This window comes from Vibrio sp. B1ASS3 (genome assembly GCF_905175355.1).
In the GTDB taxonomy this organism is placed as follows: domain Bacteria; phylum Pseudomonadota; class Gammaproteobacteria; order Enterobacterales; family Vibrionaceae; genus Vibrio; species Vibrio owensii.
This window is the reverse complement of sequence record NZ_HG992742.1, coordinates 2,845,833-2,872,289: the sequence shown is the minus strand read 5'-3', so window position 1 is coordinate 2,872,289 and position 26,457 is coordinate 2,845,833. Positions and strand designations below refer to the sequence as shown.

The window sequence follows — 26,457 nt, the reverse complement described above, 5'->3', positions numbered from 1 at the left end:
ATTACCAGCTGATCAGATAGTTTGAAATCAGGTTATCAATAAGCTCTTTACCATCAATAGGTTCACTAGAGAAAAACTTATCATCAACGCTAAGAAGCGTGATTCCATGTACACCTGACCACAATAGGCGACTCGCTTGAAGTACTTCAGATTCAGTACGGTGCGGTGCGATTTGAGCAAGTAAGGATTCTAGCATGCCAGTCATACCGTCGATGCGTTTTGCGTGCCACTCTGGTAGCTCGGCACCATTCATGTTGTGCTCGAACACAAGTTGCCAGCGGTATGGGTGCTTTTGCGCGAAGTCGTGGTAGCAGTATGCCAGTTCAAAAAGTGATTGATGAGCATCCTTACTGTTTTTCGTCGCGGCTACGGCTTCTTGTTGCAACTCATCCAATGTTTGTGCAACGGCATGTAAAAGCAGTAGGTTGTAGTTACCAAAGATATTAACTAGCGTACTTGGCACGTAACCTATCATGTTAGCGATCTTGCGAAGGCTAAGGTCGTGGTAAGAGTTTTCGTCTAAAAAGTCTTTGACTGTGGAAAGAGTCAAGTTGACCAACTCTTCTCTGGTGTGATCGTTTCTGCGCGCCATAATTTAAAACTACTTATTGAACAACGTTCAATATGATAGTCAGCTACCGATTGACCGTCAATAACGCAAACAAGTCATAAACCTATTGCTTGGCAATATTCTGATACATGTCTTCTATTGTGGAATGTTTCATTGTTGAATCTGACGGAGTATGATGGTCACATCTCATATTTAGCGTGCTACTGATATTGGATGCTTGTTCATCTTGTTATCTGGCAGCATGATTAAGTACTTATCGTCAATTTTAAGGATAACGATGAAACGTTTATTTTCGATTGTCGCCCTACTGATGTTTACCGTTGCTGTAACGCCTATCGCGGAAGCGAAGAAGTTTGGTGGTGGTAAGTCGTTCGGTAAGAGCTATAAAACGGCTCCTGCTCCTAAACAGCAGCAACAAAACACAAACACCATTGGTAAAGAACAAGGTGCTAAATCTTCAAGCAAGAAAGGCTTGATGGGCGGCTTACTTGGTGGTCTTCTTGCTGGTGGTCTATTGGCAGCATTCTTTGGTGGTGCATTCGAAGGTATCCAGTTTATGGATATCCTGATCATTGGTTTGATTGCGTTTGTTATCTTCAAGCTGATGCGCGGCATGCTTGGTGCTAAGCAGGGCAGTATGAATCAGCATCGTCAGCAGCCAGCATTTGGTGGTAACGCTTCTAAGTTCGAGCAACCAAACATGCAGAACTTTGAACAGCAGCCTAACAACACAAATGCAGGTGGTTTTGGTGGTTTCGGTGCACAAACTGATATCCCGCATAACTACCCACCGGGTTTTGACCAAGCGGCATTCATCAACGGCTCTCGTGAGCACTACCGAATCCTGCAAGGCGCGTGGAACCACAACCAACTTCATACAATTGAAGAGTACGTTTCACCAAGCCTGTTCGAAGATCTGAAAGCAGAACGTGCGAAGCTAGATGGCGAGCAACATACTGATGTGATGTATGTAGATGCGGAAATTGTTCGTGCTGACTACGATGCGAACAAAGCACAGCTTAGCCTGCAATTTAGCGGTCGTTACCGTGATGCAGAAGAAGGTATCGAAGAAGACATCGAAGATATCTGGCACTTAGAACGTGACCTAACGGTACCAAACGCACCTTGGTTGATTGTTGGTATTCAAGGTTAATCACCAACAGCGTTCAATTTAGTCTTATTAAAATCCCGCTCTCGAGCGCAATGTAGTTCACTTAAGCGGAGTTGCTTTGCGATTAACAGGATATCGGGTCTTTGATATTTTTACCGCCCTAGGCCGATTAGGCTTAGGGCGTTTGTCTATAAAGAGGATGGATATATCTCCCCTGAGACTCTTTAAACGCTTAGGTGTATTGCCTGGCGATATCGCTTTACTCATCACCTTCAGTTGGCTCGCTATAAACTGACAAGCATATTTAAAGCTAATTTCATTCGGCATTCTTCCATGCTCAACCGCGGCCTGACTCGCTTCACGTCTTACTAAGTTATAACCAAGCAACAGCCCCCAGAGTTCTTGATAAACAAGGTCTACTGTTTTGCTGCGTAATACTAAGGTATTGTGTTGCATTGAGCTTTTGATATCACGATAACCCAATTCGATTTCCCAACGCTCGTGGTAGAGTTTGGCTACTGCCTTCGCGTCGTAGTTTGTTCTAGGAAGGGAGGTAAAAACGGTTTTCTGCTTACCTTGTACTTCGTAGGTCACCGCTCTGACTTGCCATTTCTCAGGTAAGCTAGGGTTCTTTTTGCGAGCTTGCGGAGAGACTTTCATTTCTATGAGCATGTCATTACTTTCTTCTTCATCTAGAAGTGTGTATTTCAGCCCCTTCCTTGCTGGTATCAACCAATGCCTATTGATACCGCTATTTTGAAGAGAGAGAAGTAAGTCTGCACCGTAAAACCCTTTATCCAGTAACGTCACAGAGTTATCTGGCAAGGAGTCGATGAAGGGCATAGCAAGCGGGATTTCACCACGCCGATAGGGGCTTATAGCGGCGTCAACGATGACATGAGAGCGGACATTCATGATAGTCACAACTCTTAGCACTGGATGCGGTGTCTGTCTGTTGCTGGAGGTATTACCCGAGCCAAAGTGCTCTCTAAGTTCGGGGGTATCTGCGGTTCGAAAAAGAGCACCGTCTACAGCAAAAACTTGTAATCCTTGCCACGTATCATCACGGTATCGTTCAAGACCCCACGTCCGCCCACATTGTTTAAACAACCACTCTGGTGCAGCTCTACCTAAACGTTGTCTTGCCTGAGTTAAAGCACTTTTTGCTAATAACTCTTCATCGGCTAAGCCATCCGCACAGACATTCATTCTTCGTGCAACTTCGGCAATAGGTTCATTACGGAAGAAGGCCATGCCGACAATTAACCACAAGACCATGTCACTTGGTAGCCGACGTCGGCGAATAGTCGCCTTATCAGAAAGACTAGCTGCCTTAACAACCCATTCATCTGGGATATGTTCAGAGAAAGTGGTGAGTTGAGCTACATCAACAGGATTTTCTTCGAGGAAATCGGCAAAACAGTTTTGGATAGACATAAAAAATCGGAAGCCTAGAAACAGGCTTCCGATTATCTCTCAGCAGAAGGATCGGTCAACCGATCCTTATCTGATCTACATTGCGCTCTCGAGCGGGATTTTTTATGCCCTTAGATCACAGAATCTAAACGTATCAAGCTAATGGTGAGTGATTGAAGTCGAACTAAATAGGGTAGGTATAGGGGAAACGATGAGCGGGACAGTAGGGAATAGTGAAGATAGAACTGACGGAGGTGATCAATGGCTTGATTCCATTGACCTAAATAAACCAACTGACACTTGGATTCCCTCTCAAGCAGATCTAGTTAAAAGCACCTAGGTGTCGTACTACTTAACGAAAGACCACTAAGAATCGCGCTGTGAGTGAGGCTAGGTTTATCCAGATAGTTAGGTGCGTCATTGAAAAGCGGTAGTTATAGAACGAAAAAAGCCAGCTCAATGAGCTGGCTTTTTCAATATGGTGGAGGGGGACGGATTCGAACCATCGAAGGCAGTGCCGGCAGATTTACAGTCTGCTCCCTTTGGCCACTCGGGAACCCCTCCAGGGTGTTTTTATACTTAAAAGTTAGTTTCCCAACCTAGCTTCCAAGTTGTTCTCATGTTCAAAGGAAAAACATAAGAAAGAATATGGTGGAGGGGGACGGATTCGAACCATCGAAGGCAGTGCCGGCAGATTTACAGTCTGCTCCCTTTGGCCACTCGGGAACCCCTCCAGGGTATTTTTATACTTAAGATTGTTTTCCCAACACATCTCTCAAGTGCGGAGCGCATCATAGCAAACTCGCTCAGGCTGTAAAGCGTTTTTCTTACGTTTTTACGTTGAATGCTGCCTTTTTGGGCAAAGATGGTAGAAAGTCAGCGTTTTGTATGTCGTTTATACAAAAGAGAAACTGACTTTTTACTTGAATTTACACTACTTGACGTTAGGCGTCGTATCAACTGATAAACTGTATTCAGTTTAATGACATAAGTTTATCTGATTAGTAGTCAAAATTATGAGTATGAGAGCCACTTTATCTGTTTTAACGCTTTCTATTTTAATGGCATCACCAGCCGCTTTTGCAGCCAAACGTGGTCCATCAACAGTTACGGTGGTAACTGAGCAAGTAGAGACGCATCAAATCAACCAGTCTTTGTCACTGATCGGCAAGCTTGAAGCTGCCCAATCGGTTGTTGTTGCTTCTGAGGTTGCTGGCAAGGTGAAAGAGATCGCCGTAAAAGCCAACCAAAACGTTCAACAAGACCAACTTCTTATCCTATTAAATGACGATAAAGCGCAAGCGGCATTAGTAGAGGCAAAAGCTTACCTAAAAGATGAGCAACGTAAGTTAAAAGAGTTTCAGCGTTTGGTTAAACGTAACGCCATCACTCAAACAGAAATCGATGCACAAAAAGCGAGCGTAGAGATTGCCGAAGCACGTCTTGATGCATCAAAAGCCAACTTAGCGGACCTAAATATCAGTGCACCTTTTGCCGGCACCGTTGGTTTCATCGATTTCAGCCGAGGAAAAATGGTGAGCGCGGGTTCTGAGCTACTGACTCTGGATGACCTTTCTGTCATGGAGTTGGATCTGCAAGTACCAGAGCGTTACCTGTCGATGCTGTCTGTCGGTATGGAAGTTCACGCGACGACCAGTGCTTGGAACGGTGTTGATTTCGTCGGAAAAGTAACAGGCATCGATACTCGCATCAGTGCAGAGACTTTGAATCTACGTATTCGTATTGAATTCGACAATCCAGAAAATCATCTCAAGCCGGGCATGCTGATGAATGCTTCGTTGGCGTTCCCTGCAATTGAAGCGCCTATTATCCCAGTTCAAGCGCTGGAATACTCAGGTACTAAGCGTTTCGTGTACGTTATTGATGAAGACAACAAAGCGAAGCGTCAAGAAGTGTTCTTGGGTGCTCGTGTTGATAATGAAGTAGTGATTGAATCTGGTGTAGAGATCGGTGACAAGATCGTCGTGCAAGGCATTGTGAACATGCGCGATGGCGTTGAAGTTAAAGAGATCGTTGCTCCAGGAAAAGCGAAAACTGCTAAGGCAAGTGGTGAGCAGGGCACGCAAGACGAAGCGGCTAAGGAAGCGAACTAATGTTACTTTCTGACGTTTCCGTAAAGCGCCCCGTTGCGGCGTTGGTATTAAGCATGCTGCTGTGTGTATTCGGCTTTGTGTCGTTTACTAAGCTAGCGGTACGTGAAATGCCAGACATCGAAAGCCCAGTTGTATCGATCAGCACTCGTTACGAAGGCGCTTCTGCAACCATCATTGAAAGCCAAATTACTTCAGTATTGGAAGACCAACTTTCGGGTATCAGTGGTATTGATGAAATCAGTTCCACAACTCGAAACAGCATGTCGCGTATCACCATCACCTTTGAATTGGGTTATGACCTTAATACGGGCGTAAGTGATGTTCGTGATGCGGTAGCTCGTGCTCAGCGTTCATTACCGGACGAAGCCGACGACCCTGTGGTCTTTAAGAACAACGGTTCGGGTGAAGCTTCCCTCTATATTAACCTTAGCTCGTCTGAAATGGACCGAACCCAGCTAACAGACTACGCCGAACGTGTTCTGATGGACCGTTTCAGTCTGATCTCTGGTGTAAGTTCTATCGACTTGTCTGGTGGCCTTTACAAAGTAATGTATGTGAAGCTCAAACCAGACCTGATGGCGGGTCGCTCGGTTACAGCATCTGACATTACAGCCGCTCTGCGAAGTGAAAACTTAGAAAGCCCGGGTGGTGAAGTACGTAACGACTCAACCGTAATGTCGGTGCGAACTGCGCGTACTTACAACACGCCAGAAGACTTCCAATACCTTGTCGTGAAACGTGCAAGTGATAACACGCCTATCTATCTAAAAGATGTGGCGGACGTGTTCATTGGCGCAGAAAACGAGAACTCGACGTTTAAGAGTGATGGTGTGGTTAACATCAGCTTAGGTGTGGTGCCTCAGTCTGATGCAAACCCGCTAGAAGTGGCACAAGCTGTTCGCTCCGAAGTGGATAAGATTCAGAAGTTCCTGCCTGACGGGACTCGTCTCGCGATCGATTATGACGCTACCGTTTTTATCGAGCGTTCGATTGACGAGGTTTACAGCACTCTCTTTATTACGGGTGGCTTGGTAATTCTGGTTCTGTACATCTTTATCGGTCAGGCGCGTGCGACCCTGATTCCGGCGGTGACCGTACCCGTTTCACTGATTTCCTCGTTCATTGCAGCTTACTACTTTGGCTTCTCTATCAACCTGATTACTTTGATGGCACTGATCCTGTCTATCGGTCTGGTTGTGGACGATGCCATCGTAGTAGTAGAAAACATCTTCCACCATATTGAGCGTGGTGAATCACCATTACTGGCGGCTTATAAAGGTACGCGAGAAGTAGGCTTTGCGGTTATCGCAACAACGCTTGTTCTTGTGATGGTATTCCTACCGATTTCCTTTATGGATGGCATGGTAGGCTTGCTGTTTACCGAGTTCTCCGTATTGCTGGCAATGTCGGTGATCTTCTCTTCATTGATTGCTCTGACACTGACTCCTGTTCTAGGCAGTCAGATTCTAAAAGCGAATGTGAAACCAAACCGATTTAATCGAGCGGTTGATAAACTGTTCGCCAAGTTGGAAGCGGGTTACCGCAAAGCGTTGCGCGGCGCCTTGAAAGTTCGTTGGGCTGCGCCTTTGGTTATCCTTGCGTGTATGGGCGGCAGCTATGGCTTGATGAATCAAGTACCTGCACAGTTAACTCCGCAAGAAGACCGTGGTGTTATCTTTGCCTTTGTACGTGGTGCAGATGCAACGTCATACAACCGTATGTCGGCAAACATGGACATCGTAGAAGACCGTTTAATGCCGTTGTTGGGCCAAGGCTTTTTGAAGTCGTTCAGTATCCAAACACCAGCATTCGGTGGCCAAGCAGGTGACCAAACGGGTTTCGTTATCATGATTTTGGACGATTGGAACGAACGTGACGTTACCGCGCAAGAAGCGTTGAATGAAGTGCGTAAGTCACTGGCAGGTATTCCTGACGTTCGTGTGTTCCCATTCATGCCAGGTTTCCGCGGTGGATCGAGTGAGCCAGTTCAGTTTGTGCTTGGTGGATCGGACTATGATGAGCTTTTGGTCTGGGCAGAAATGCTTAAGAACAAGGCCGAAGAATCACCAATGATGGAAGGTGCGGAGATCGACTACTCCGAGAAAACACCTGAGCTGTTGGTGTCAGTAGATAAGCGCCGTGCAGCTGAACTTGGCGTGAGTGTACAAGACATCTCTGAAACACTGGAAATCATGCTTGGTGGTAAGAGTGAAACGACTTACATCGACCGTGGTGAAGAATATGACGTTTACTTACGTGGTGATGAGAACAGCTTCAATAACGCGGCAGACCTAAGCCAAATTTACTTGCGAACCACAAGTGGTGAGTTGGTGACATTGGACACGGTGACCAAGATTGAAGAAGTCGCGGCGTCGATTCGTTTGTCTCACTACAACAAGCAAAAGTCGATCACCATTACTGCCAACTTATCTGAAGGTTATACCTTAGGGGATGCACTCGATTTCCTAGATCAAGAAGCGATTGATAGCCTACCGGGTGATATTTCAGTGAGCTACTCTGGCGAGTCAAAAGACTTTAAAGAGAACCAAGCTAGCGTAGCGGTCGTGTTCGCATTGGCTCTTTTGGTGGCGTACTTAGTACTCGCAGCGCAGTTCGAAAGCTTCGTTAACCCGCTGGTGGTGATGTTCACTGTACCTATGGGTGTATTTGGTGGCTTCCTCGGTTTAGTCGTGATGAGCCAAGGAATGAACATCTACAGTCAGATCGGCATGATCATGTTGATCGGTATGGTAACCAAGAACGGTATCTTGATCGTTGAGTTTGCTAACCAGTTACGTGACCGTGGTATCGAGTTTGAAAAAGCGATCACTGATGCGGCAGCACGTCGTCTACGTCCAATCATGATGACGGCATTCACGACGTTGGCTGGTGCGATTCCACTGATCATGTCAACAGGCGCGGGCTATGAAAGCCGCGTGGCAGTAGGTACGGTCATCTTCTTCGGCATGGGCTTCGCGACATTAGTTACCCTGTTCGTTATCCCTGCGATGTACCGTTTAATCTCTGCGAAGACGCGCTCACCTGGCCATGTTGAAGCTGAGCTTAATAAAGCGCTAAGCCACGATACAAAAGGACGTATTGCACATCCATAAGTGATCTCTGTAAGATGCTGAAATTAAAAGCCGAGCAACATTTGCTCGGTTTTTTTTGTATTTTTATTCTAACTATTTATAGATCTAATGATAAATATTGGTTATTATTTCACCACTTCTTCGAGGGGCACAGGACTCGCTCATCGTGTTTGACCGAACGACGGGTCTTGGCAGACAAAGTATCTGAGGATCGATGCTTGTGTCGGCGATGCTATTGAGGTGTTCCCTTGAAAAAATTCCGTGGTAGTTACATGGTTGAGATGGTTTTGGTTGCTGGTGCAATGGCACTTTTAGCAACGACAGCATTACCGAAGTTGACAGGTGCGATTCTGGATCGCCAAGAAAGTGTGCTGACTTCATTGGATGCCGGGCAACAGAGTAGCCATGTAAAGCAAGATACCGCTGGCCAGTTTTCGGAATAATAATTTCTAGCGCCATTGTCTGCGCAACAATCAGATTCAATAAAGCCGAGGCAATGACCTCGGCTTTTCTTTGTCTTCAATTCTGGGTTTTTAAAGCCAGCTTGGAAGCGTTCGATTAGAAGCGTTTACCCAAGCTCACTTGCACGCCTTCATAACTGTCGTAGAAGTCATCAAAACCCATGTCTGCGACGTTGTAAATGTATTCAGCACGTAACCAGATATCTTTACTCATATCCCAATGGACACCCGCGCCGATGTTGAATAGTGCGCCAGAATCGTCTGTGACTTTTTGCTCGTTCGGTACGTACATTTCAGCTTGAGTGCCAAGCGCAGTTACGCGGCCAAATAGTGACAGTGGCGTATCACCTAAGTTATCACTGGTTACAACCGCAGACATACCTGCTTGGTAATAGTGAAGGTCTAAGTCAGTTTTTAGAGCATCATTCTTAAGTTCATTTTGTGAATAACGCAGTACCCCTTCAAATGCGAGGTATTGGTTTACATGGTAACCCCAGCCAACCGTAATGTGAGGTGTCGACCAGCCACTGTCGCGATCAGAACCAAAATTCGGAGTGTCAAAGCCCACATTACCTGTACCTAGGTATAAATAAGATTGGTGGGTTTGTTCTTGAGCGGCGACAGTTGGCAGACTCATGGTCAATGCAGATAATAATAGGATGGCGTTTTTCATAACTTGGCGATAACCTTTGTGAAAGACCGTTTTTAGAATTAGTATTAATTTAATCAATAAGATAACTGGCAGTTATCATATCAGTCTTTTGGGTGAGTGCGTGGTTTTAGAGGGAAATTTGTTGTAATGGCGCAAATTTTAGACTCATCAGGCTCACTCATTTCTATGCTATGAGCTGCGAGATAAATAAAAGGAAAGTAAAGTGGCTGAATTCAAATACAAAAATCTAACCCAAGAAGAGCAAGACAAACTGGACGCAGCGACGTTTCGCCGTCTATTAGCGCATTTGGATGCAAACAAAGACGTGCAAAACATCGATCTAATGATCCTTGCTGGTTTCTGTCGTAACTGTTTCAGCAAATGGTACAAGGCAGAAGCGGAAGACCTTGGTGTGGATATCGACATCGATGATGCTCGTGAGCGTGTTTACGGCATGACTTACGATGAGTGGAAACAAAACCACCAACCAAAAGCGACACCAGAACAACTGGCAGCATTTGAAGCGCGTCAGAAAAAGTAACTCTCCTGTATTAAGCAGATAAAAAAACAGCCCGCTGATTGAGCAGGCTGTTTTTATTAAAGAATCTGTTTTACTCGGTGATTGGGCCGCAACATGCTGGCTCAACACAACCTTTTGCTTGGATGATTTCCAGCTGTGCTAGGTAAGGTTGAATGTCACCGATGTTTTCTTTTACCCACTCAGTGTTGTAGTAAGTATCTAGGTAACGTTCACCTGAATCACAAAGTAGTGTCACGATAGAACCTGTCTCACCACGTTGTTTCATTTCACACGCAAGCTGAAGTACGCCGTATAGGTTAGTACCTGTCGATGCGCCAACTTTACGACCAATCAAACCAGACAACCAATGCGCTGTTGCAACACTCGCAGCATCAGGGATCTTGCGCATTTCGTCTACGACACCAGCGATGAAGCTTGGCTCAACACGTGGGCGGCCGATGCCTTCGATCTTGCTGCCGTTTTCGCCCTTGATGTCTGCGTTGCCAGACTGGAAGTAGTCATAGAACACAGAGTTATCAGGATCAACCACACACAGTTTTGTGTCGTATTTTTGGTAACGGATGAAACGACCAATCGTTGCAGATGTACCGCCAGTGCCTGGGCTCATGACAACCCAACTTGGGATTGGGTGATCTTCTAGCTCCATTTGGCTAAAGATAGAGTTCGCAATGTTGTTGTTACCACGCCAGTCGGTTGCGCGCTCAGCGTAAGTAAATTGGTCCATGTAGTGACCGTTTAGCTCTTTCGCTAGGCGACGAGACTCGTCGTAAATTTGGTCTGAACGGTCAACAAGGTGCGCTTTACCACCGTAGAATTCGATTTGTTCAATTTTCTTGCGTGCTGTGGTTTTTGGCATTACTGCGATAAACGGTAAGCCAAGTAGACGCGCGAAGTACGCTTCAGAAACAGCTGTACTGCCTGATGATGCTTCGATCACCGTGGTTTCTGGACCAACCCAACCATTACAAATCGCGTAAAGGAAAAGCGAACGTGCTAAACGGTGCTTCAATGAACCCGTTGGATGCGTGCTTTCATCTTTTAGGTAGATGTCGATGCCTTCCAAAGAAGGTAGGTCTAATTTGAATAGGTGAGTATCTGCTGAACGTTGAAAGTCTGCTTCGATTTTGCGTACAGCATTGTTGATCCAGTTGTGGTCAGTACACATAACGTGACTCCTCGAAAATCTGTAGGGTAGTTGTTTTTGTCTATAGAGATAATCTACCTATAACCTTAGAGAAAAACTTTGCTATTATTGTTCTGTTATTCATCAATGGTAGAAAAATTTTCTCTAAATTAGGAAAATTCTAGGAATGAGCTTAGATAAAATCGACAGGCAGTTACTTTCTTTCCTCCAAAACGACGGAACCTTGTCTCTAAATGACTTGGCCGAGCGAGTGAACCTGACTACTACGCCTTGCTGGAAGCGTTTAAAAAAGCTGGAAGATGAAGGCTATATCGAAAAGCGCGTGGCGTTGTTGAGCGCAGAAAAGCTCGACTTGTCGTTTATTGCGTTTGTGCAACTTAAGACCAGTGACCATTCAGAAGGTTGGTATCACCACTTTGTGACCACGGTAAGTGATTTTCCTGAAGTAATGGAGTTCTATCGCATGGCGGGGGAGTACGACTACATGATGAAGGTTGTGGTCAAAGACATGAAGTGCTTTGACGAGTTCTACAAGCGATTGGTGAACAGTGTAAGAGGGCTATCCAACGTTACTTCAACCTTTGCGATGGAGCCAATCAAGTATACGACTGAGTTGCCTATTTACGGTGCCTAAATTCCTACCTAAATAAGATATGAAGTCACTCTGTTGACTTCATATTTCCTCAATATCCACACAACACGCCAGCTAAAGTGTGATCGACTGTTTATATTTTAATCTATTGAAAACCCTAATTTAATCATCGCTAATTTAACAAGAAGTCGGATCGTAAACGGTTGTTCGTCGCATTAGCGAGCTTGTTTTAGAAAATTGGCGGCATTTTATTGATTTAGCGAATGGTAATGTGGTTTATCGATAATCTTATTAATCAAAAAAGGGGCTAGCGGTGAATAAAACATCGTATTATTATCGCCGCCACTTATAAGATGTAAGAAATTATTACAAAAAATGAAAAGATATTATTTTCTCCTTTTGCTTGCTGCAGTAATCGCTGGCTGTGGTGGTGGCGGCGATTCCAAGCCGCGTAATTCGGGTTCTTCAACTCAAACAACAAAACAAAGTCGACCTCAACTTAAAGTTGAAGACGCAATACTCACATTTGATGGCATTGGAAGTGTCGCAAATACGGCAATGAGTAACGTACAAGGCAAGATCACATACCAAATTTTATCTTCAACTCCTTCTGATGTGGTTCAAATCGACGATGGTCAGTTACAAATCCTTCGTCCAGGTACGGCGTCAATTAAAGTGACGGACAGCAGTCCGACTTACGAAACGTCAGAGGCCACGTTTACGATTACCGTAGACAAAGGCACCAATGCCGATCTGTCTGCAAACGATGTCAGTCTTAACGCGTCAGAAACTGAAGGGCGATCTTTGGTTGTACGAGGGCAGAAAGGCTCTCTGAGCTATGCCGTAGAAAGTGGTTCTGAACACTTGATTCAGGTTAATACCGACGGTCGAGTGTTCGCCATCGGGAAATCTGGAACGGCGTAAGTACGTGTTCATGACTCGGGCGACGATTATTACCAAGCTCGTGATTTACTCGTCAATATTCACCTTTATCAAGTTGGTGCTGAGCAACTGCAATTTGCTCCTCTAACGGGTGAGTTTCGCGAAGGTCTGACGTTGACACCAGTGAGACTGGATAGTTCAGAAACCAAAAGCATTCGCTACGAGATCATCAATAGCACCCCTGATGACAAAGTCGCTGATGTATTGAATCCAGATACCGGTTTACTTTTGATTCATAACACTGGGCAAGTAACGGTTGAAGCAACGGCAACGTACAGTGAAGGTTTTGTTGAACAGACGCAAACGGCTCGATTTAACGTTGCAATTGACAAGGGAACGCGACAAAACATCAGTGCTTCAAACATCTCGGCAAGTTATCAAGCGCTTGCTCCGTTGTACCCACAAGTTAAGGGAGCGCTGGGAGATTATCATTTTGATGTGGTATCAGGCCAAGACGTGGTGCGTGTTTCTGACGACGGCAACGCTCTGTTGATTCAAGGTGTTGGCCGTGCTGAGGTTGATGTGATTGAGGGCGATTTGCGTAATTTCCCTTCTACGAAAGCGCGTTTTTATATCGATATTACTGCAGCAGTACACCCTGTTATCAAAGACATTGATATGTCCTTTACCTATCAGAAAGATCTATCGATTCCGCTCGCGTTTGCGGGGCAAAAGGGCGATGTCAAACTGGTTGGGGATTTACCAGAGGGACTGAGAATGTCCTCAGATACGCTATATCTCGAAACGGCGGGTAACTACACGTTAACGTTCGAAGATGATGGCGGAGAGTTCTATCAGTCAACTCAGTTCAAAGTGAACCTTGATATCGCTAAAGCGCAAGGACAGCCGCTTGCGACTCGTGATTATGAAGAGGTTTACAGTCAGGATCACCAATTCAATCTGCTAAAAGATTTTGACGAGCTTAGCTCCGGTGATGTGATTGAGATGACCAACAATACACACCCAGACGTAGCAAACATGATTGCTAATGGGATCGTGCATGTCTACAAAGCGGGTAAAACCACACTGACTTTACGTCGTAAGGAAAGCGACAATTACAGTGCGGGTCCTGAGCATAAAGTGACTTTCAATATCTTGAGTGCTCCGAGCCGCATTCAAATTTCATCAGATGTTGAAGATAATTGGAATGCGCTCAAACCTTTGGCAAGCAAACCGACTATTAGCGGAACGGTTGGGCAGGTGACTTACCAATTTGCAGATGGCTCACCGACCGATGTGGTGTCTCTAGATAGCAACACAGGAGAAATGCGCGTTCTTAATGCTGGCAGCACACGTATTGTGGTTTCTGACTCTGGTGATGATAAGTTCACGCCGGGTCAAGCAAGCTTTAATGTGACCATCAAGCCAATTGAAAGTCGAGCGACGGTCCAATACCCAAGTGCAACCTTTGGTTCAGATAAAACGCTAAAGCCAGTAGTCACAGATAGCGATACCACTGCCTCTTACCGTTTGATTAACGAAGCGTCACCTACGGTAAAAATGGCATCGTCTGATACGGGGGTATTAGATGTGCTTCATGCTGGCGATTACTCCTTGGAAGTCACGTTAACAAGCCGCAATTATCTGACGAAGACGATCACCGTTAATGGCTCGATTGCAAAAGCGGAACATCCGGGATTAAGCGCGACTCGTCAAACGGTGGCATTTGAACCGTTTAAGCGTGTGGAGTTAGAGATTGGTACGGCGATTGGTACGCGTAGCTATGAGTTTGCTACCTCAGTTAGTGAAGAAATAGCGACTCTGGATCGTGCGAATGGAAGCATCACCCTCACAGGTTATGAGTTTGGGCACTCGATTCAACTGAATGTTTCTGAGGCGGAAACGCAAGACTATAAAGCGCTGAGCAGTACATTGGTGACGGTTTTTCTTGATCTTGCCGATTCTGGTGACGCCGATAAATACACTCAACTGGATAGCGAACAAACGGTAGTGATTAGCACGTTAAGTGGCCCTGAGTTTGCCAATCTTCAAGAGAGTGAGTTTGGTGTTATGGGCGCTAGAAGTGTACGAGAGCCGACAGACACAGAGCTCGCGCTTTATGGCAAAGGCAAAGTCGTATTTTTAAACATGAAGCCAGTTGGCAATGATGATCCTGCGAAAACTCGTGGTCTGTGGATGCACGTTGCCCGTTTCGATGGTTGTCGTTCGCAACTCAATGAAAATGACACGAAACCTTTCCTTGCTGTCGATTATTCAGATGCGGGATATTGCGAAAACGGTAGCAGCATTAGAATGACGCGTTTTCTGGTGATTGATGACCGACCGTTAGATGCAAATACGGCCTACGAATCGATGAGTCCTTTGATTCATTACCGCAAAGGTGCGCGAGAGTTTTTGGCGAGTGATGCGGGCGGCTTCTATGCTGAACCGGATACTATTTACGGTGAAGGGAAGTACGGTTACCCGAAATCACTTTATGAGTGGGCTGTCGTCAGCCTAAATTACCAAAAGAACTAAATACAAAAAGGAGTGCATCGGCACTCCTTTTTTGATTGAACATCGCGATGGTTTATTTGGTAAAGCGCATCACGCCTTCTTGAACTGCGGTAGCAACAAGGTGGCCTTGCTGGTTGTAGATCTCACCACGAACCAAACCACGCGTATTGCTTGCTGTTGGGCTTTCGATAGCATACAGCAACCATTCATCCATCTTAAATGGACGGTGGAACCAGATAGAGTGGTCGATGGTCGCTACTTGGAAGTTTGGCGTCATCAACGATACTTTGTGTGGGTGTAATGCGGTGATCAGAAAGCCCCAGTCCGACGCATAAGCGAGTAGGTATTGATGAATCAACTGATTGTCTGGCATTTCACCGTTGGCACGAATCCACAAATATTGTTTCGCTTCGGTTTTCTTCGGCTTCAGCGGGTTAACGATATTCACCGGACGCGTTTCAATCGGCTTCTCGCCGCAGAACGTTTTGCGTAGTCTCTCCGGCAAGAATTCTGCAATGTGGCTTGCTAGTTCCGTCTCAGAAGGGAAATTCTCTGGCCCAGGAATGTCTGGCATGGTGTTTTGGTGATCAAAGCCCGGAGCGTCACCATGATAAGAAGCGGTCAGGTAGAAAATCGGACGACCGTTCTGAATTGCCTTCACGCGGCGAGTGCTAAAGCTACGGCCATCACGCAGGTTTTCGACATCGTAAATGATCGGCTTTTCAGGATCGCCAGGGTATAGGAAGTAACTGTGAAATGAATGTACAGTACGTGCGTCTTCTACCGTGTATCGCGCGGCAGATAGCGCTTGTCCAATAACCTGACCACCATAAACTTGAGGTAAACCTAGGTTCTCGCTTTGTCCGCGGAACAAGCCTTCTTCTAGTTTTTCGAGTTGTAGTAGGCTGAGCAATTCTCTTAATGGTTTACTCATGATGTCTCCTCACCTTATTTTTATTGCTGCTTCAATTATGAAACAAAATCAACTGTTTGGTAATTTCTAACTTAGTCAAACTATTGTCAAATCGCTAAACGTACAGCAGACAGTTTAATAATCTCCCTCTATACTTAGCGCGAAATGATACACCCGTTGAGGAAACTATGAAAAAAACACTACTACTTGTTACTTCTTTACTATTCGGTGCTGCACTAGTGGGTTGCCAAACTTCTCAAAACACAGAAATGGAATCGGCTGAGGCGTCTATGAAGACAATTACAGGTACAGTGGCTTACCGTGAGCGTATCGCACTGCCTCCACACGCAGTAGTAACGGTTGCACTTGAAGACGTTTCTCTGGCGGATGCCCCAGCTAAAGTTCTTGCTAAACAAACATTCGAAACTGAAGGTAAGCAAGTACCTTTGGCATTTGAACTAAGCTACAACAGCAACGACATTAAACCTAACCATCGTTACAGCCTACGTGCTCGTATCGAAGTGGATGGTAAGTTGCGTTTTATCAATGATACTAGCATCCCAGTGATTACGGACGCAGATCAAACACACGAAGCAAACATTCGCCTAGTTGGCACGCGTTAATTGCTACCGGCAATGTAAACCTATTAAAAATGGCAGCTTAAGGCTGCCATTTGTATTTTCTAAGTGAGACTTTTCCGATCTCAGACACTTCAATCCCTTCTGCTTCCAGCTTTTGCTTTTGTCTTTCTAAGTCTCGACCTTTTAATGAAATCTTGCCTTGACTGTTAATGACTCGAAACCAAGGCAGTTTACTGCCCTCCGGCAGATTACCTAGCGCTTTACCTACGTGCCTTGCGTAGCCAGGGTAGCCCGCCATTTTTGCAATTTCACCATAAGTAGAAACTCGCCCTGTGGGAATTTGGTGAATTACAGCAAAGATTTGCATCAAAAATTGGTCCATACTGAAAGTGTCCACTGTTGTTTACCAAGGAATGGTAATACACAAGACTTGTACTTCGCTATCAGTTCTTGCTCCTTAACATCATTTGCCGCTCGTCCGTACCTACCACTTTTTCTGTGTTCCTTTTTTGAGCTGCAATTGATTACCAGAGTAAGTTGGAAATACAAAAACAGGCTTATGCTTAGTTTATAAATAGACCCGCTCAACGACTTTTAATGCCCAGTTTGACATGCCGTTGAGTTACCAAGTTGGTTGGGGAAGCCAGGAGGCGCTATGATTTTTTCGACACTTCAATTTCTTGTTACGACTCTTCTTGCCGTGGTGTGCGCTCGTGCCATCAGTTTGAGCGAAGGAGAGATTCCCGTTCTCGCCTTAATGATCCCCGCATTATGGATACTGCCACAAGGTGGTCTTGCAGGTCTGATTCTGCTCGGTGCCATGACCGTTTATGGTGTCACCTTATCGATGCAGCCTATTGCGCTGTCTGTCGGTATCCTGATCCTTTTCCCGTTACTCATGGTGGTGTTCTCTCGTCGGAGTTCATTGGGCGTGTTGCTGACTGCGGGTCTGATTGTTCTCACGTTACAAGTAGGCATTATGGTCACGCAGGAGGGGGGTAAGCTAGGTGGCTCTGCTTGGCTAACCGCTGTGCAAACCTTATCCGTGATTGTGATGTGGTGGTCTGCCAATCATTGGAAACCATCGGAAAAGCACGCTTGGTGGTCTTTGTTGTTATTACTGCCTTTATGGCTAGCGGATTTGCCGTATGCGGTGCTTGTTGCATTAAGCATCACAGGTATTTTGGCGTCGATGGAAGCGCTGACTAAGATTAAAAATTCATTGCGCTGGGGTAAATTGCTTTGTTGGACCTTACCAACCGTTGGCTTTGCTGCTTTGGTCGTTAGCCCCAATATCGAAGTTCCTAACCCTGTTTTTGTTGTCTGGATATGCTTGTTAGGAACGGCTTGGATGACGGACTACATCTTACGTAGTAGTGATGAGCAAGCCGAGTTATAAAATAGTTGTAGCTGCACTGAGTAAATAGTGACCCGTGCGGCAGACTATTGATTTGTTTATGAAATAATAGGCCGGATGTTATATGTTCGGCCTTTCATATTTATTGTGCATTTAATAATAAAAATTCAATCTTAGCCCCTATACAAAGTGGGCCTTTTTAGAAACGTTAGTCATGGTTAAAGTAGTTCAAAGGCTGTTGGTTTTTGCTTGCTTTCTATTGAGTCTGAGTCTCAAAGCAGAACCAGAACAAGTCTCTCATTATAAGGTGGCGACAGAGGCGGATGATGTCGTTACTCGTGTCCTGTTTGATGCGGTGGCAGAGAACTTTGGTGTCTCAATTCAGTATGTTAATTACTCGAGTTTTGATGCGATTTTAGATTCTGTCGCCCGTGGTGAAAGTGATTTTGCCGCCAACATCACCTACACCCCAGAAAGGGCGAAGCTGTTTAGCTACTCGCGTCCCACCAACATTGAATACACCTACCTGTATGGTTTAAGTGATACGATTTTGAGTGATGCGACCGTCGTTGGCGTCCCACAAGACACCATCTACGAAGCGCTACTTGAACAATATTATCCTGAGTTGATTCAGGTGCCTTACCAAGGGCATGAGGAGGCGGTATCGCTGTTACGTTCTAGACAAGTAGACGGCGTTGTCGATGCCATCAATCAACTCAAACCAATGTTACTTGAAGGCTTTGATGCCAAGCTGCTTAATGACCACATCTCAATAAAGCCAGTATCGATTGTTAGCCAAAAGGGAACCCACCTTGAAGAACTGTCTCGATTTGCTGATTTTATCCATAGTGAAGCAGTGCAGAAGTTACTTCGAGAGAAGGTGGCTTTGTACCAATTTGAGTTGAGACAAACCGCATTGCGTGAGTCGATCAAGCAACTTCCTATCGATTTAGAAAAGCCGTTTACCATCAAATTTGAATCTATCTTTCCTTATGTGGTGTACAAAGAAGATGGTTCCGTTGAAGGAATGACAGCGGATATCGTCCTAAAGAGCTGCGAGATTTTGGCATTGAATTGCCAAGTGATCAGCAAACCAAACGAGAGCTGGGAATCTATGTATAACCAGTTTATCCAAGGTGAGTTCGATATGCTTGCTCCTTTAACGATTAGCCGCGAGCGACGTACATTTAGCCACTTCCCTCAGCCTCATTACTACCCAACCTCCGTCATGGTTAAGCGCCTTGGTTACAAACCAAATGTGTATTCTCACGTCTCTCAGCTGATTTCTGAGCGTATTGGTGTGGTGAAAGATGACTTCTTCGACCAAATGCTCACACAAATGCTGCCATTAAAGGAACTCAATCGTTTTGATTCGCAGCAGTTGATGTTGGATGCCTTATTGGCGAGAGAGATTGATTACATTGCGATGGATACCGCAATGCTCAATCATTTCTTACGTTTGAGTGAGCTAATTCCCATCGAGCAAGACGATGCCATCGGAGAGTTTTACGAATCAGAACTGTCGGTTGGCTTATCAACTAGCCAGCGCGGTGAGATTCTCGCCCCTTATTTTAGCCGCGCTATATCCATGCTGGACTTGGAGAAGATTGTTGCCCATTACGATTTGAGACCGGATTGGCGCACTGCGTTGGAATATGAAGTGCGCTTAGCAACTCAGACGCAAGCGGTATTTATTTTTGTGTTGGTGTTTGCGCTTGGTGTGACGCTGTATCTGTATCGCCAATCTAATACCGACAACTTAACCGGATTAAGAAATCGTCGCTCGTTGCAAGTGAAGTATCGACAAGGCGTGCCAAAAGACTTGGCTATCTTGTACCTCGATATCAATAAGTTTAAGCAAATCAACGATACTTATGGGCACAGAGCAGGGGATAAAGTACTGCAATTGATTTCGCTAAAGATACATCGCGTTTGGGCAGGTAGAAGCTATCGTATTGGTGGTGATGAGTTCATCCTGCTGGGTTATCCGACAGAAACGCAGTTAACAAGAGCGATTGAAGAGCTAAGCGCCCTTGATGTCAAAGGTGAACATTTTGGTGATTTGAATCAGGTAACGATTTCTGTCGGCGTGTCGACTAAGCGCGAGCGCAGCGTTAGCTTAGAGCAAGCATTGCATTTGGCGGATGAGGACATGTACTCAAGTAAGCAAGCCTCTCGCACAAGCGTTGAGCCAAATCCTTGCATGAGTTGACTTTAAAACGCTGAATTGACCGAGTTTTGTTCAAACAGAAATGAAATGGACAAAATCGTCGCTTTAGCCCTTGCAATCCGAGAGGCGATGCTGAATAATCCTCACATCATTTGAGACGCGCTCTCAAAACAGAATTATGGGGCCCTGGTCCTCTCGCAACAATAGCTCGTGAACTCGGTCAGGTCCGGAAGGAAGCAGCCGCAGCGGGTGACTTGTGTGCCGGGATGTGGCTGGGGTCCCACCCTTTAAAAGCTGTCGTTAAAACGATAACCTGTCCCAATAAAACCATAATCTGTCCTTTTAAAATCCATAAAGTGTCCTAAGCTTACTTCGGTTGTTTTTTTACAACAAAAGGGACGCATATGTATATCCGTAATCTTCGCAAACCGTCACCTAATAAGAACATCTTTAAGTTCTCGAGTCTAAAAAACCGAGACGCTGTTATGTGTGAGGGTAGTTTGGAGAAAGACTGTTGCTATCATTTCGAATATGATCCAGATGTAGTTCGGTACGAATCTCAGCCAGAGGGTTTCTACTATGACTTCAATGGAAAGAAGCGCCCTTACACACCCGACTTTCTAGTTACCTACCACGACGGCACCTTCGAATATGTCGAAGTTAAGCCACACACGAAGACATTATCAAAAACATTTAAACAAGAATTTTCTGCTCGTAAAGAGGCCGCCAACCGAAGAGGGGTTAGTCTTGTTTTAGTGACTGACAAGCAAATTAGAGATGGGTACTTTCTCAAGAATACTGAGCTTGTGCACCGTTACAGTGGGTGTATCGCAGGCGATGAGCTTGCAATAAAAGTATATTCCTACCTGATCGCACAGAACACTATGAAAATCAGTGATATAGCAGACTCAATCGGAGAGTCTGTTGGTCGGGTGTTTGCTTCTGTTTTAAGACTTATTGCAGTAGGAAAAGCTGGTGTTGATTTAGACATCGCTCAGTTGAGTGAGAGTACAACTGTTTCGGTGAGATGAAATGGTAGGCCGATTCCATGACGAGTTTGAGCCTGAGTACGACGAAGATTCTGATCTAAAGCATGAGTTTTTGCCCGCAGCTCAGACAGAACGTCTAAAGTACTCGAGATTACAGTCAACACAAATCATTGAGCGAGACCTCTCTTCTTATCCAGAGGAACAGAAGAACAAAGCTCTAGAAAGGTACAAATTGTTGTGCTTAGTTGCGAATGAACTTAATGGAGGTTGGACCTCTAAAAACCTTACTCCTCTAATTGAAAAACACTTCGACAAAACACGCCTTACCAAAAAACCAAGCTATAAATCACTGCAACGTTGGCATAATTCGTTCGTCGACTCGGATGGAAGTTTTACTAGCTTAGTCGATAAAAACCACCTCAAAGGTAACAGAGATGCCAGAGTTGTTGGTGATGAAAAATATTATGATGAAGCCCTGAAGATGTTTTTAGACGCAAGGCGACAGTCGATTCGCGCAGCACACGCCTTCTATTGCGATAGGATAACCGTAGCTAATGAGGCCATTGTCGCTGGAAAAATTCCGAAAGTCTCATATGAAGCATTTAAGAAGCGTATTCGTAAAGAAGAACCATACAGCGTCGCGCTAGCTCGCCATGGTAAATACTACGCAGATAAGCTCTTTAACTATTACCAATCTGTAGAAATGCCGACTCGAATTTTGGAGCGGGTCGAAATGGATCACACCCCGTTGGATTTAATTTTATTGCATGATGAGCTAATGGTCCCATTAGGTAGAGCGCATTTGACACTACTCGTGGATGTTTTTAGTGGGTGCATAATAGGCTTTCATCTTGGCTTTAAGGCTCCTAGTTATGTGTCGGCATCGAGAGCCGTTATTCATGCGACAAAAAGTAAGAGCTACATTTCTGAAATGCCTATTTCATTCAACAATGAGTGGCTTTGCGAAGGGAAAATCGAGAACTTGGTGGTCGATAATGGCGCGGAGTTTTGGTCAAAAAGCTGGGAGGATGCATGTTTGGAGGTCGGGATAAATGTCGTTTATAACAAGGTTCGGAAACCATGGTTAAAGCCATTTGTTGAACGTAAGTTTGGTGAAATTGTTCAAGGGATTGTCGGTTGGGTGCCGGGTAAAACATTCTCCAACGTGCTGGAAAAAGAAGACTATAAGCCAGAAAAAGATGCAGTTATGCGCTTTAGTACCTTTGTAGAGGAGTTTCACCGTTGGATAGTAGACGTGCACAATGCTAATGCTGATAGTCGTTATAAAAGAATACCAAACCTTTATTGGAAACAAAGCTATGACGCTTTACCACCACTAAAACTCTTACCCGAGCACGAGCAAGCATTTAGGGTAGTTATGGGGATTCTTCAGTATAGAAAACTGACAGATAAAGGCATTAAGTTCATGCACTTAGAATATGACTGTGTGGCGTTGTCTGATTATCGAAAAACATACCCCCAAACAAACGAGTCTTCAAAAAAGAAAATAAAAGTAGATCCAGATGATTTATCCGCTATTTATGTTTACCTCGATGAACTTCAAGGGTACGTGAAGGTTCCGAGTAAGGACCCAATGGGTTACACCGTCAGATTGAGCGTTTGCGAACATGAAAAGATTTTGGCGGCTCATAGAACCTATATAAAGGGGGAAATGGATGTGCTGTCATTAGCAAAAGCTCGACTTGCACTGCATGACCGAATCGAATCAGAACAAGCAGACTTAATGCAGTTAACTCACACTGAGCGAAAACGAAAGGCGAAATCTACCAAGAAAGTTGCAGAAATATCGAGTGTTAATAGCGACACCCCTCATTCCAAACTAAGTGACAGAACACCTAAACCAAACAAAAAGGTCGCAGAGTCAGAAAAAAGCTCGGATACAACACCGCTAGAGAGCTTCAGAGCTAAATGGGACGAGCGCAGAAATCTAAGGAAATAGTTGTGACAGCAGCGAGAAGGAATTTAAATAGAGACGAAGTTTTAGCAAACTATCATGACTCATTTTCAATTTACCCAGAGGTTGAAAAAGTTCTCTCTGGACTAGAATGGATAATTAAACGCAGGAAGTTTGGCACTTTTGCGCCATCGATGCTTCTGACAGCAGGCACCGGTGCAGGTAAAACCGCCACTATTAATCACTTTATCGAGAAAAACTTATCAAGGAATGAAGTCCTTATTACTCGTGTAAGACCCTCGTTACTTGAGACTTTACTATGGATGGCCAAAGAGCTTGGCGCTTACAGAAATAGCAGAGCTAAGCCTTCAGAGATTGGATTAACGGATTGTGTGATTGAGACATCGAAAAGAGTTGGGCTTAAGTTATTAGTGATTGAGGAGTGTCAAGAGTTGTTTGAACGAACCAGTCATAACCAGAGGCAGGATATTAGAGATCGCCTCAAAATGATTAGTGATGAGTGTCATTTGCCGATAGTGTTTGTAGGACTTCATAGTGCCGGGCTAATTTTAGAGGACTCTCAGTGGAACAGGCGAATTATGGTTCGACGCACACTCCCTTACATTAAGATCACAGATGAGTCCGCAATTGATAACTATTTAGATGTTTTACAAGCTCTGGAAAGACGGTGCCTTTACCATTCAAGGTGCCGTTGACCGACGTCGATTTCGCAATGAGACTGTTATCAGCAAGCAAAGGTATACTTGGTGAAATTAAAGAGTTAATTGCAGCCGCACTAGACGTCGCTTTGGCGAAAAATAAGGACTATATTGGTGAGGAAGACTTTGCTGCTGTTTACGAGAAAATTAACGATCCGAATGATATAAATCCTTTCACTGTGCAGATAGATGCTCTAACCATAGAGCAAATAGCTTCTTATGAAAATTATGTAACTGATGCCGAGACTGGTGAACTTCGTTTTGTAAAGCAGGTTTTTAGCAAACTATCGATACAGCAACTTATTGGTTAGTGAAGCACATTACTCAGAGTTAACTAGATGGTGTCAGTTTTTCTAGTAACACCGCCTTCTCTTCATCACTCATCTTATCAATGGCACACGCCAGTTCAGCACTCAATTCGTTCCTACAGAAAAAATAGTTCAAGGGAACATCTAACTCTTCAGCCATTCGTTCGAGTGTACCAATATCTGGTACGTGTCTACCTTTCTCATAATGGTTCATTCGCCCACTAGCAGAACTTGGTTCCATGCCGATTTTCACCCCTAAATCTTTTTGGGTGATCTTGGCTTTTTTACGCGCAGCTTTGAGCCTCGCTGGGATTGGGTTGTCTTTCTGCACTTACACATTTCTTTTCAACCTTTAGATAACTTAGATTGTCTAAGTTTTACTGATTTTTGTATACTTAGCAATCCTAAGTTTTTGTTGTATGCAAGAGTCACATGAAGAAAGTAACCAGAATTAACCCTGATATGTTTAACCTATTGATTGAAAAAGGGATGGACAATTTCTCTGTTGTAGAAGCGAGGGATGCTTTGTTAAACGGTACTTCAACCTTTTCGAGCGGGGGCGACGCTCGAAAGTATATTTACAAACAACTTTTATCATTTGAGGAGAAAGGCTGGCTTTCTGTCATTGGGACTCGCAGAGGCAAGCGTTACCATCAAACTAATGAATTTAAAGCGCTTACAATTGAGCCTCGAGCAGCTAGAAATAAGAAAGCTAAAGTTGATTCAATAACTGTTCAAACTCCGGAGTTCTCTCTAAATGCACTAGAACAAGAGAAAAAACAACATGAAGGTGAGTTAGCGATTACTCTGGGCGAGATTGAGGAATACCAATCTTTGTTAACGCGTTTTCCAAACAACAAGCATGATATGGAACCGTTATTCAATGCAGCGAGAGAGCGATCAGCTAAGCTATTGGGCAAAATCAATGCACTAACCAACTGGATGCAAGTAGCCCAAAGCAAGGCTTCCCAATGTTAAGAACATGGCAAGCTGAGTGCGTAGATCAGGCTATCAATAAGTTTTCATCAAATCGACGCCCACATTTTTTCTGTCAAGCCACTCCTGGTGCGGGTAAAACGCTCATGGCAGCAGAGGTTGCTAAGCGTCTTTTTCAAGAAGGTATGATTGACTTAGTTCTCTGTTTTTCACCGTCGCTTTCGGTTGCCGAAGGGATGAAAAACACCTTTTCATGGAAATTGGAATGTTCCTTTAATGGAGGCTTGGGGTCTCTTGGGGGCTCTTACACCTATCAATCCATCCGTTTTTTAGATGAAAACTTCTGGAACACCGTCAGTAAATATCGGGTATTAGTCGTATTTGATGAGATCCACCACTGCTCGTTCGATGATGAGGGGCGGTCAAATTCATGGGGGCTAGAGATTGTGTCAAAAATACAAAGCTTTGCTCGTTATACTCTGGCTCTATCGGGTACTCCTTGGCGCTCTGATCGTTTACCGATTGTTATGGCTGAGTATTCTGATCCAGAAGGCATGCTTGTTTGCGATTATCAATACGGCTTGCAACAGGCAGTTTTTGATGGGGTATGTCGCCAACCTAAAATTGCCTTGATAGACAACGAGCATTTGAGTATCCAGATTGGTAATAGTAATCAGAATTTTGCTTCCATTTTAGAATGCCTTAAAGAATCCGATGTTTCTTATCAAAGCGTCATTCACAATGAAGAAGCAATGGATTACATCTTGAATAGTGCCTGTAAAAAGCTAGCGCAGATCAGGGAAATCTCGCCAAACGCAGGCGGGTTGGTCGTCGCCGCTTCTATCAAGCACGCTAAACATATTCAAAAGCGGCTTGTTGAGCACTTTAATCAATCAGCATGCATCGTGACTTATCATCATGACAATCCGTTGAATGAAATTGAGTCTTTTCGTCACTCGAGTGTTCAATGGATAGTCAGTGTTGGAATGATAAGTGAAGGAACGGATATCCCTCGGCTGCAGGTTTGTTGCCATATGAGTTCGGTCAAAACGGAACTCTATTTTAGACAGGTCCTTGGAAGAATATTGAGAGTTAATGACTCACCTAACCAAGAAGCATGGTTATATACCTTTGCTGAAGAAAGCTTGGTCAAGTTCGCAGAACGTGTAGAAGAAGACATTCCAGAGTCTTGTATGTTTGTTGGTATTGAAAACTCAGTAATTCCACGTTGTGTAAACTCATCTTCGGAAGAGGCTGGCACAACGTATGAATCACGAAAAAACGATTTTCGAAAACTTGAGTGGGCGAGAGGAACTTTTATTGAAAGTACGAATAGGGATTTTTTAGCCTTTGAAGAATCAGAACGTATCAAGCTAGGGGCCTTTCGAGAGCGAGTGATAGCGGCTTTTGACTATGTTTAATCTCCCAAGCCTACAATTTGTGATCGGATTACCCATTAACCATACTATTGTTGCG

General features: G+C 44.6%; 22 protein-coding genes, 2 tRNA genes, 1 other RNA gene and 1 pseudogene. 17 read left to right on the top strand and 9 right to left on the bottom strand.

The window, feature by feature from the left end; genetic code table 11:
- Nucleotide 1: 1 nt before the first annotated feature.
- Nucleotides 2-592, bottom strand: coding sequence for a TetR-like C-terminal domain-containing protein (locus KJB05_RS12975; RefSeq protein WP_208445879.1), 591 nt, complete (start codon nt 590-592; stop codon nt 2-4).
- A 256-nt stretch (nt 593-848) separates the two neighbouring features.
- On the opposite strand from KJB05_RS12975, the gene KJB05_RS12970 reads away from it, so the two are divergent.
- Nucleotides 849-1,724: a TIM44-like domain-containing protein gene (locus KJB05_RS12970; RefSeq protein WP_009707155.1), complete on the top strand. Its 876-nt coding sequence runs from the start codon at nt 849-851 to the stop codon at nt 1,722-1,724.
- Nucleotides 1,725-1,781: 57 nt separating this feature from the next.
- Here the strand turns inward: KJB05_RS12970 and KJB05_RS12965 are convergent, their stop codons facing one another.
- The 3 genes from KJB05_RS12965 to KJB05_RS12955 form a co-directional block, all read right to left on the bottom strand.
- Nucleotides 1,782-3,119 (bottom strand): IS4 family transposase, encoded by a 1,338-nt coding sequence (locus KJB05_RS12965; protein ID WP_213053080.1) that lies wholly within the window; start codon nt 3,117-3,119, stop codon nt 1,782-1,784.
- Nucleotides 3,120-3,577: 458 nt separating this feature from the next.
- Nucleotides 3,578-3,662: transfer RNA gene (locus tag KJB05_RS12960), tRNA-Tyr, on the bottom strand.
- A gap of 85 nt (nt 3,663-3,747) precedes the next feature.
- Nucleotides 3,748-3,832 (bottom strand) — tRNA-Tyr (locus KJB05_RS12955).
- Nucleotides 3,833-4,114: 282 nt separating this feature from the next.
- On the opposite strand from KJB05_RS12955, the gene KJB05_RS12950 reads away from it, so the two are divergent.
- The 3 genes from KJB05_RS12950 (at nt 4,115) to KJB05_RS12940 (ending at nt 8,747) form a co-directional block, all read left to right on the top strand.
- Complete coding sequence (locus KJB05_RS12950) at nt 4,115-5,212, top strand: efflux RND transporter periplasmic adaptor subunit (RefSeq protein ID WP_027726604.1); 1,098 nt, start codon at nt 4,115-4,117, stop codon at nt 5,210-5,212.
- Nucleotides 5,212-8,325 (top strand): multidrug efflux RND transporter permease subunit VmeF, encoded by a 3,114-nt coding sequence (gene vmeF / locus KJB05_RS12945; protein ID WP_041054832.1) that lies wholly within the window; start codon nt 5,212-5,214, stop codon nt 8,323-8,325. The genes KJB05_RS12950 and vmeF overlap by 1 nt, the downstream gene beginning before the upstream one ends.
- Before the next feature lie 227 nt (nt 8,326-8,552).
- Nucleotides 8,553-8,747 carry a type II secretion system protein gene (locus KJB05_RS12940; protein WP_208443887.1) on the top strand — a complete coding sequence of 65 codons (195 nt, stop codon included), beginning with the start codon at nt 8,553-8,555 and terminating at the stop codon, nt 8,745-8,747.
- 115 nt (nt 8,748-8,862) lie between these two features.
- Here the strand turns inward: KJB05_RS12940 and KJB05_RS12935 are convergent, their stop codons facing one another.
- Nucleotides 8,863-9,438, bottom strand: coding sequence for a porin family protein (locus KJB05_RS12935; RefSeq protein WP_208443888.1), 576 nt, complete (start codon nt 9,436-9,438; stop codon nt 8,863-8,865).
- 202 nt (nt 9,439-9,640) lie between these two features.
- On the opposite strand from KJB05_RS12935, the gene KJB05_RS12930 reads away from it, so the two are divergent.
- Complete coding sequence (locus KJB05_RS12930) at nt 9,641-9,958, top strand: DUF1244 domain-containing protein (protein WP_005431642.1); 318 nt, start codon at nt 9,641-9,643, stop codon at nt 9,956-9,958.
- A gap of 70 nt (nt 9,959-10,028) precedes the next feature.
- Here KJB05_RS12930 and KJB05_RS12925 read toward each other — a convergent pair whose 3' ends face one another.
- On the bottom strand, nt 10,029-11,123 hold the full coding sequence (locus KJB05_RS12925) for a PLP-dependent cysteine synthase family protein (RefSeq protein WP_005437553.1): 1,095 nt from the start codon (nt 11,121-11,123) through the stop codon (nt 10,029-10,031).
- Between the two features lie 145 nt (nt 11,124-11,268).
- On the opposite strand from KJB05_RS12925, the gene KJB05_RS12920 reads away from it, so the two are divergent.
- Together KJB05_RS12920 and KJB05_RS12915 are read left to right on the top strand one after the other, a co-directional pair.
- Complete coding sequence (locus KJB05_RS12920) at nt 11,269-11,736, top strand: Lrp/AsnC family transcriptional regulator (RefSeq protein WP_020195052.1); 468 nt, start codon at nt 11,269-11,271, stop codon at nt 11,734-11,736.
- Between the two features lie 333 nt (nt 11,737-12,069).
- A pseudogene (locus KJB05_RS12915) lies at nt 12,070-15,114 on the top strand (cadherin repeat domain-containing protein).
- 52 nt (nt 15,115-15,166) lie between these two features.
- Here KJB05_RS12915 and tesB read toward each other — a convergent pair.
- A complete protein-coding gene (gene tesB / locus KJB05_RS12910) occupies nt 15,167-16,027 on the bottom strand; it encodes an acyl-CoA thioesterase II (protein WP_208443889.1) in 861 nt (286 codons plus the stop codon).
- 167 nt (nt 16,028-16,194) lie between these two features.
- Here tesB and KJB05_RS12905 point away from each other — a divergent pair, with 167 nt between their 5' ends.
- Nucleotides 16,195-16,629, top strand: a complete 435-nt coding sequence (locus KJB05_RS12905) for a YbaY family lipoprotein (protein WP_208443890.1) — start codon at nt 16,195-16,197, stop codon at nt 16,627-16,629.
- A gap of 37 nt (nt 16,630-16,666) precedes the next feature.
- Here the strand turns inward: KJB05_RS12905 and KJB05_RS12900 are convergent, their stop codons facing one another.
- Nucleotides 16,667-16,969: a DNA base-flipping protein gene (locus KJB05_RS12900; protein ID WP_005446629.1), complete on the bottom strand. Its 303-nt coding sequence runs from the start codon at nt 16,967-16,969 to the stop codon at nt 16,667-16,669.
- A gap of 273 nt (nt 16,970-17,242) precedes the next feature.
- On the opposite strand from KJB05_RS12900, the gene KJB05_RS12895 reads away from it, so the two are divergent.
- The 7 genes from KJB05_RS12895 to KJB05_RS28700 all read left to right on the top strand — a co-directional run bounded on the left by KJB05_RS12895 (nt 17,243) and on the right by KJB05_RS28700 (nt 24,048).
- A complete protein-coding gene (locus KJB05_RS12895) occupies nt 17,243-17,986 on the top strand; it encodes a hypothetical protein (protein ID WP_005437538.1) in 744 nt (247 codons plus the stop codon).
- Between the two features lie 172 nt (nt 17,987-18,158).
- Nucleotides 18,159-20,156: a GGDEF domain-containing protein gene (locus tag KJB05_RS12890; protein ID WP_208443891.1), complete on the top strand. Its 1,998-nt coding sequence runs from the start codon at nt 18,159-18,161 to the stop codon at nt 20,154-20,156.
- A gap of 142 nt (nt 20,157-20,298) precedes the next feature.
- Nucleotides 20,299-20,395, top strand: an RNA gene (ffs, locus tag KJB05_RS12885) — signal recognition particle sRNA small type.
- Nucleotides 20,396-20,518: 123 nt separating this feature from the next.
- Nucleotides 20,519-21,145, top strand: coding sequence for a TnsA endonuclease N-terminal domain-containing protein (locus KJB05_RS12880; RefSeq protein ID WP_208443892.1), 627 nt, complete (start codon nt 20,519-20,521; stop codon nt 21,143-21,145).
- Between the two features lies 1 nt (nt 21,146).
- Entirely contained in the window at nt 21,147-23,063 is a 1,917-nt protein-coding gene (locus KJB05_RS12875) for a Mu transposase C-terminal domain-containing protein (protein WP_208443893.1), read from the top strand.
- Nucleotides 23,064-23,065: 2 nt separating this feature from the next.
- Nucleotides 23,066-23,734 carry a TniB family NTP-binding protein gene (locus KJB05_RS12870; RefSeq protein WP_244142866.1) on the top strand — a complete coding sequence of 223 codons (669 nt, stop codon included), beginning with the start codon at nt 23,066-23,068 and terminating at the stop codon, nt 23,732-23,734.
- Between the two features lie 17 nt (nt 23,735-23,751).
- On the top strand, nt 23,752-24,048 hold the full coding sequence (locus tag KJB05_RS28700; protein WP_244142867.1) for a hypothetical protein: 297 nt from the start codon (nt 23,752-23,754) through the stop codon (nt 24,046-24,048).
- A 19-nt stretch (nt 24,049-24,067) separates the two neighbouring features.
- On the opposite strand, the gene KJB05_RS12865 is transcribed toward KJB05_RS28700, so the two are convergent.
- Entirely contained in the window at nt 24,068-24,376 is a 309-nt protein-coding gene (locus KJB05_RS12865) for a helix-turn-helix transcriptional regulator (RefSeq protein ID WP_045419487.1), read from the bottom strand.
- A 101-nt stretch (nt 24,377-24,477) separates the two neighbouring features.
- Here KJB05_RS12865 and KJB05_RS12860 point away from each other — a divergent pair, with 101 nt between their 5' ends.
- Nucleotides 24,478-25,023 carry a hypothetical protein gene (locus KJB05_RS12860; RefSeq protein WP_208443894.1) on the top strand — a complete coding sequence of 182 codons (546 nt, stop codon included), beginning with the start codon at nt 24,478-24,480 and terminating at the stop codon, nt 25,021-25,023.
- Nucleotides 25,017-26,402, top strand: a complete 1,386-nt coding sequence (locus tag KJB05_RS12855; RefSeq protein WP_208443895.1) for a DEAD/DEAH box helicase family protein — start codon at nt 25,017-25,019, stop codon at nt 26,400-26,402. Before KJB05_RS12860 ends, KJB05_RS12855 begins: the two co-directional genes overlap by 7 nt.
- The last annotated feature ends 55 nt before the right edge of the window (nt 26,403-26,457 follow it).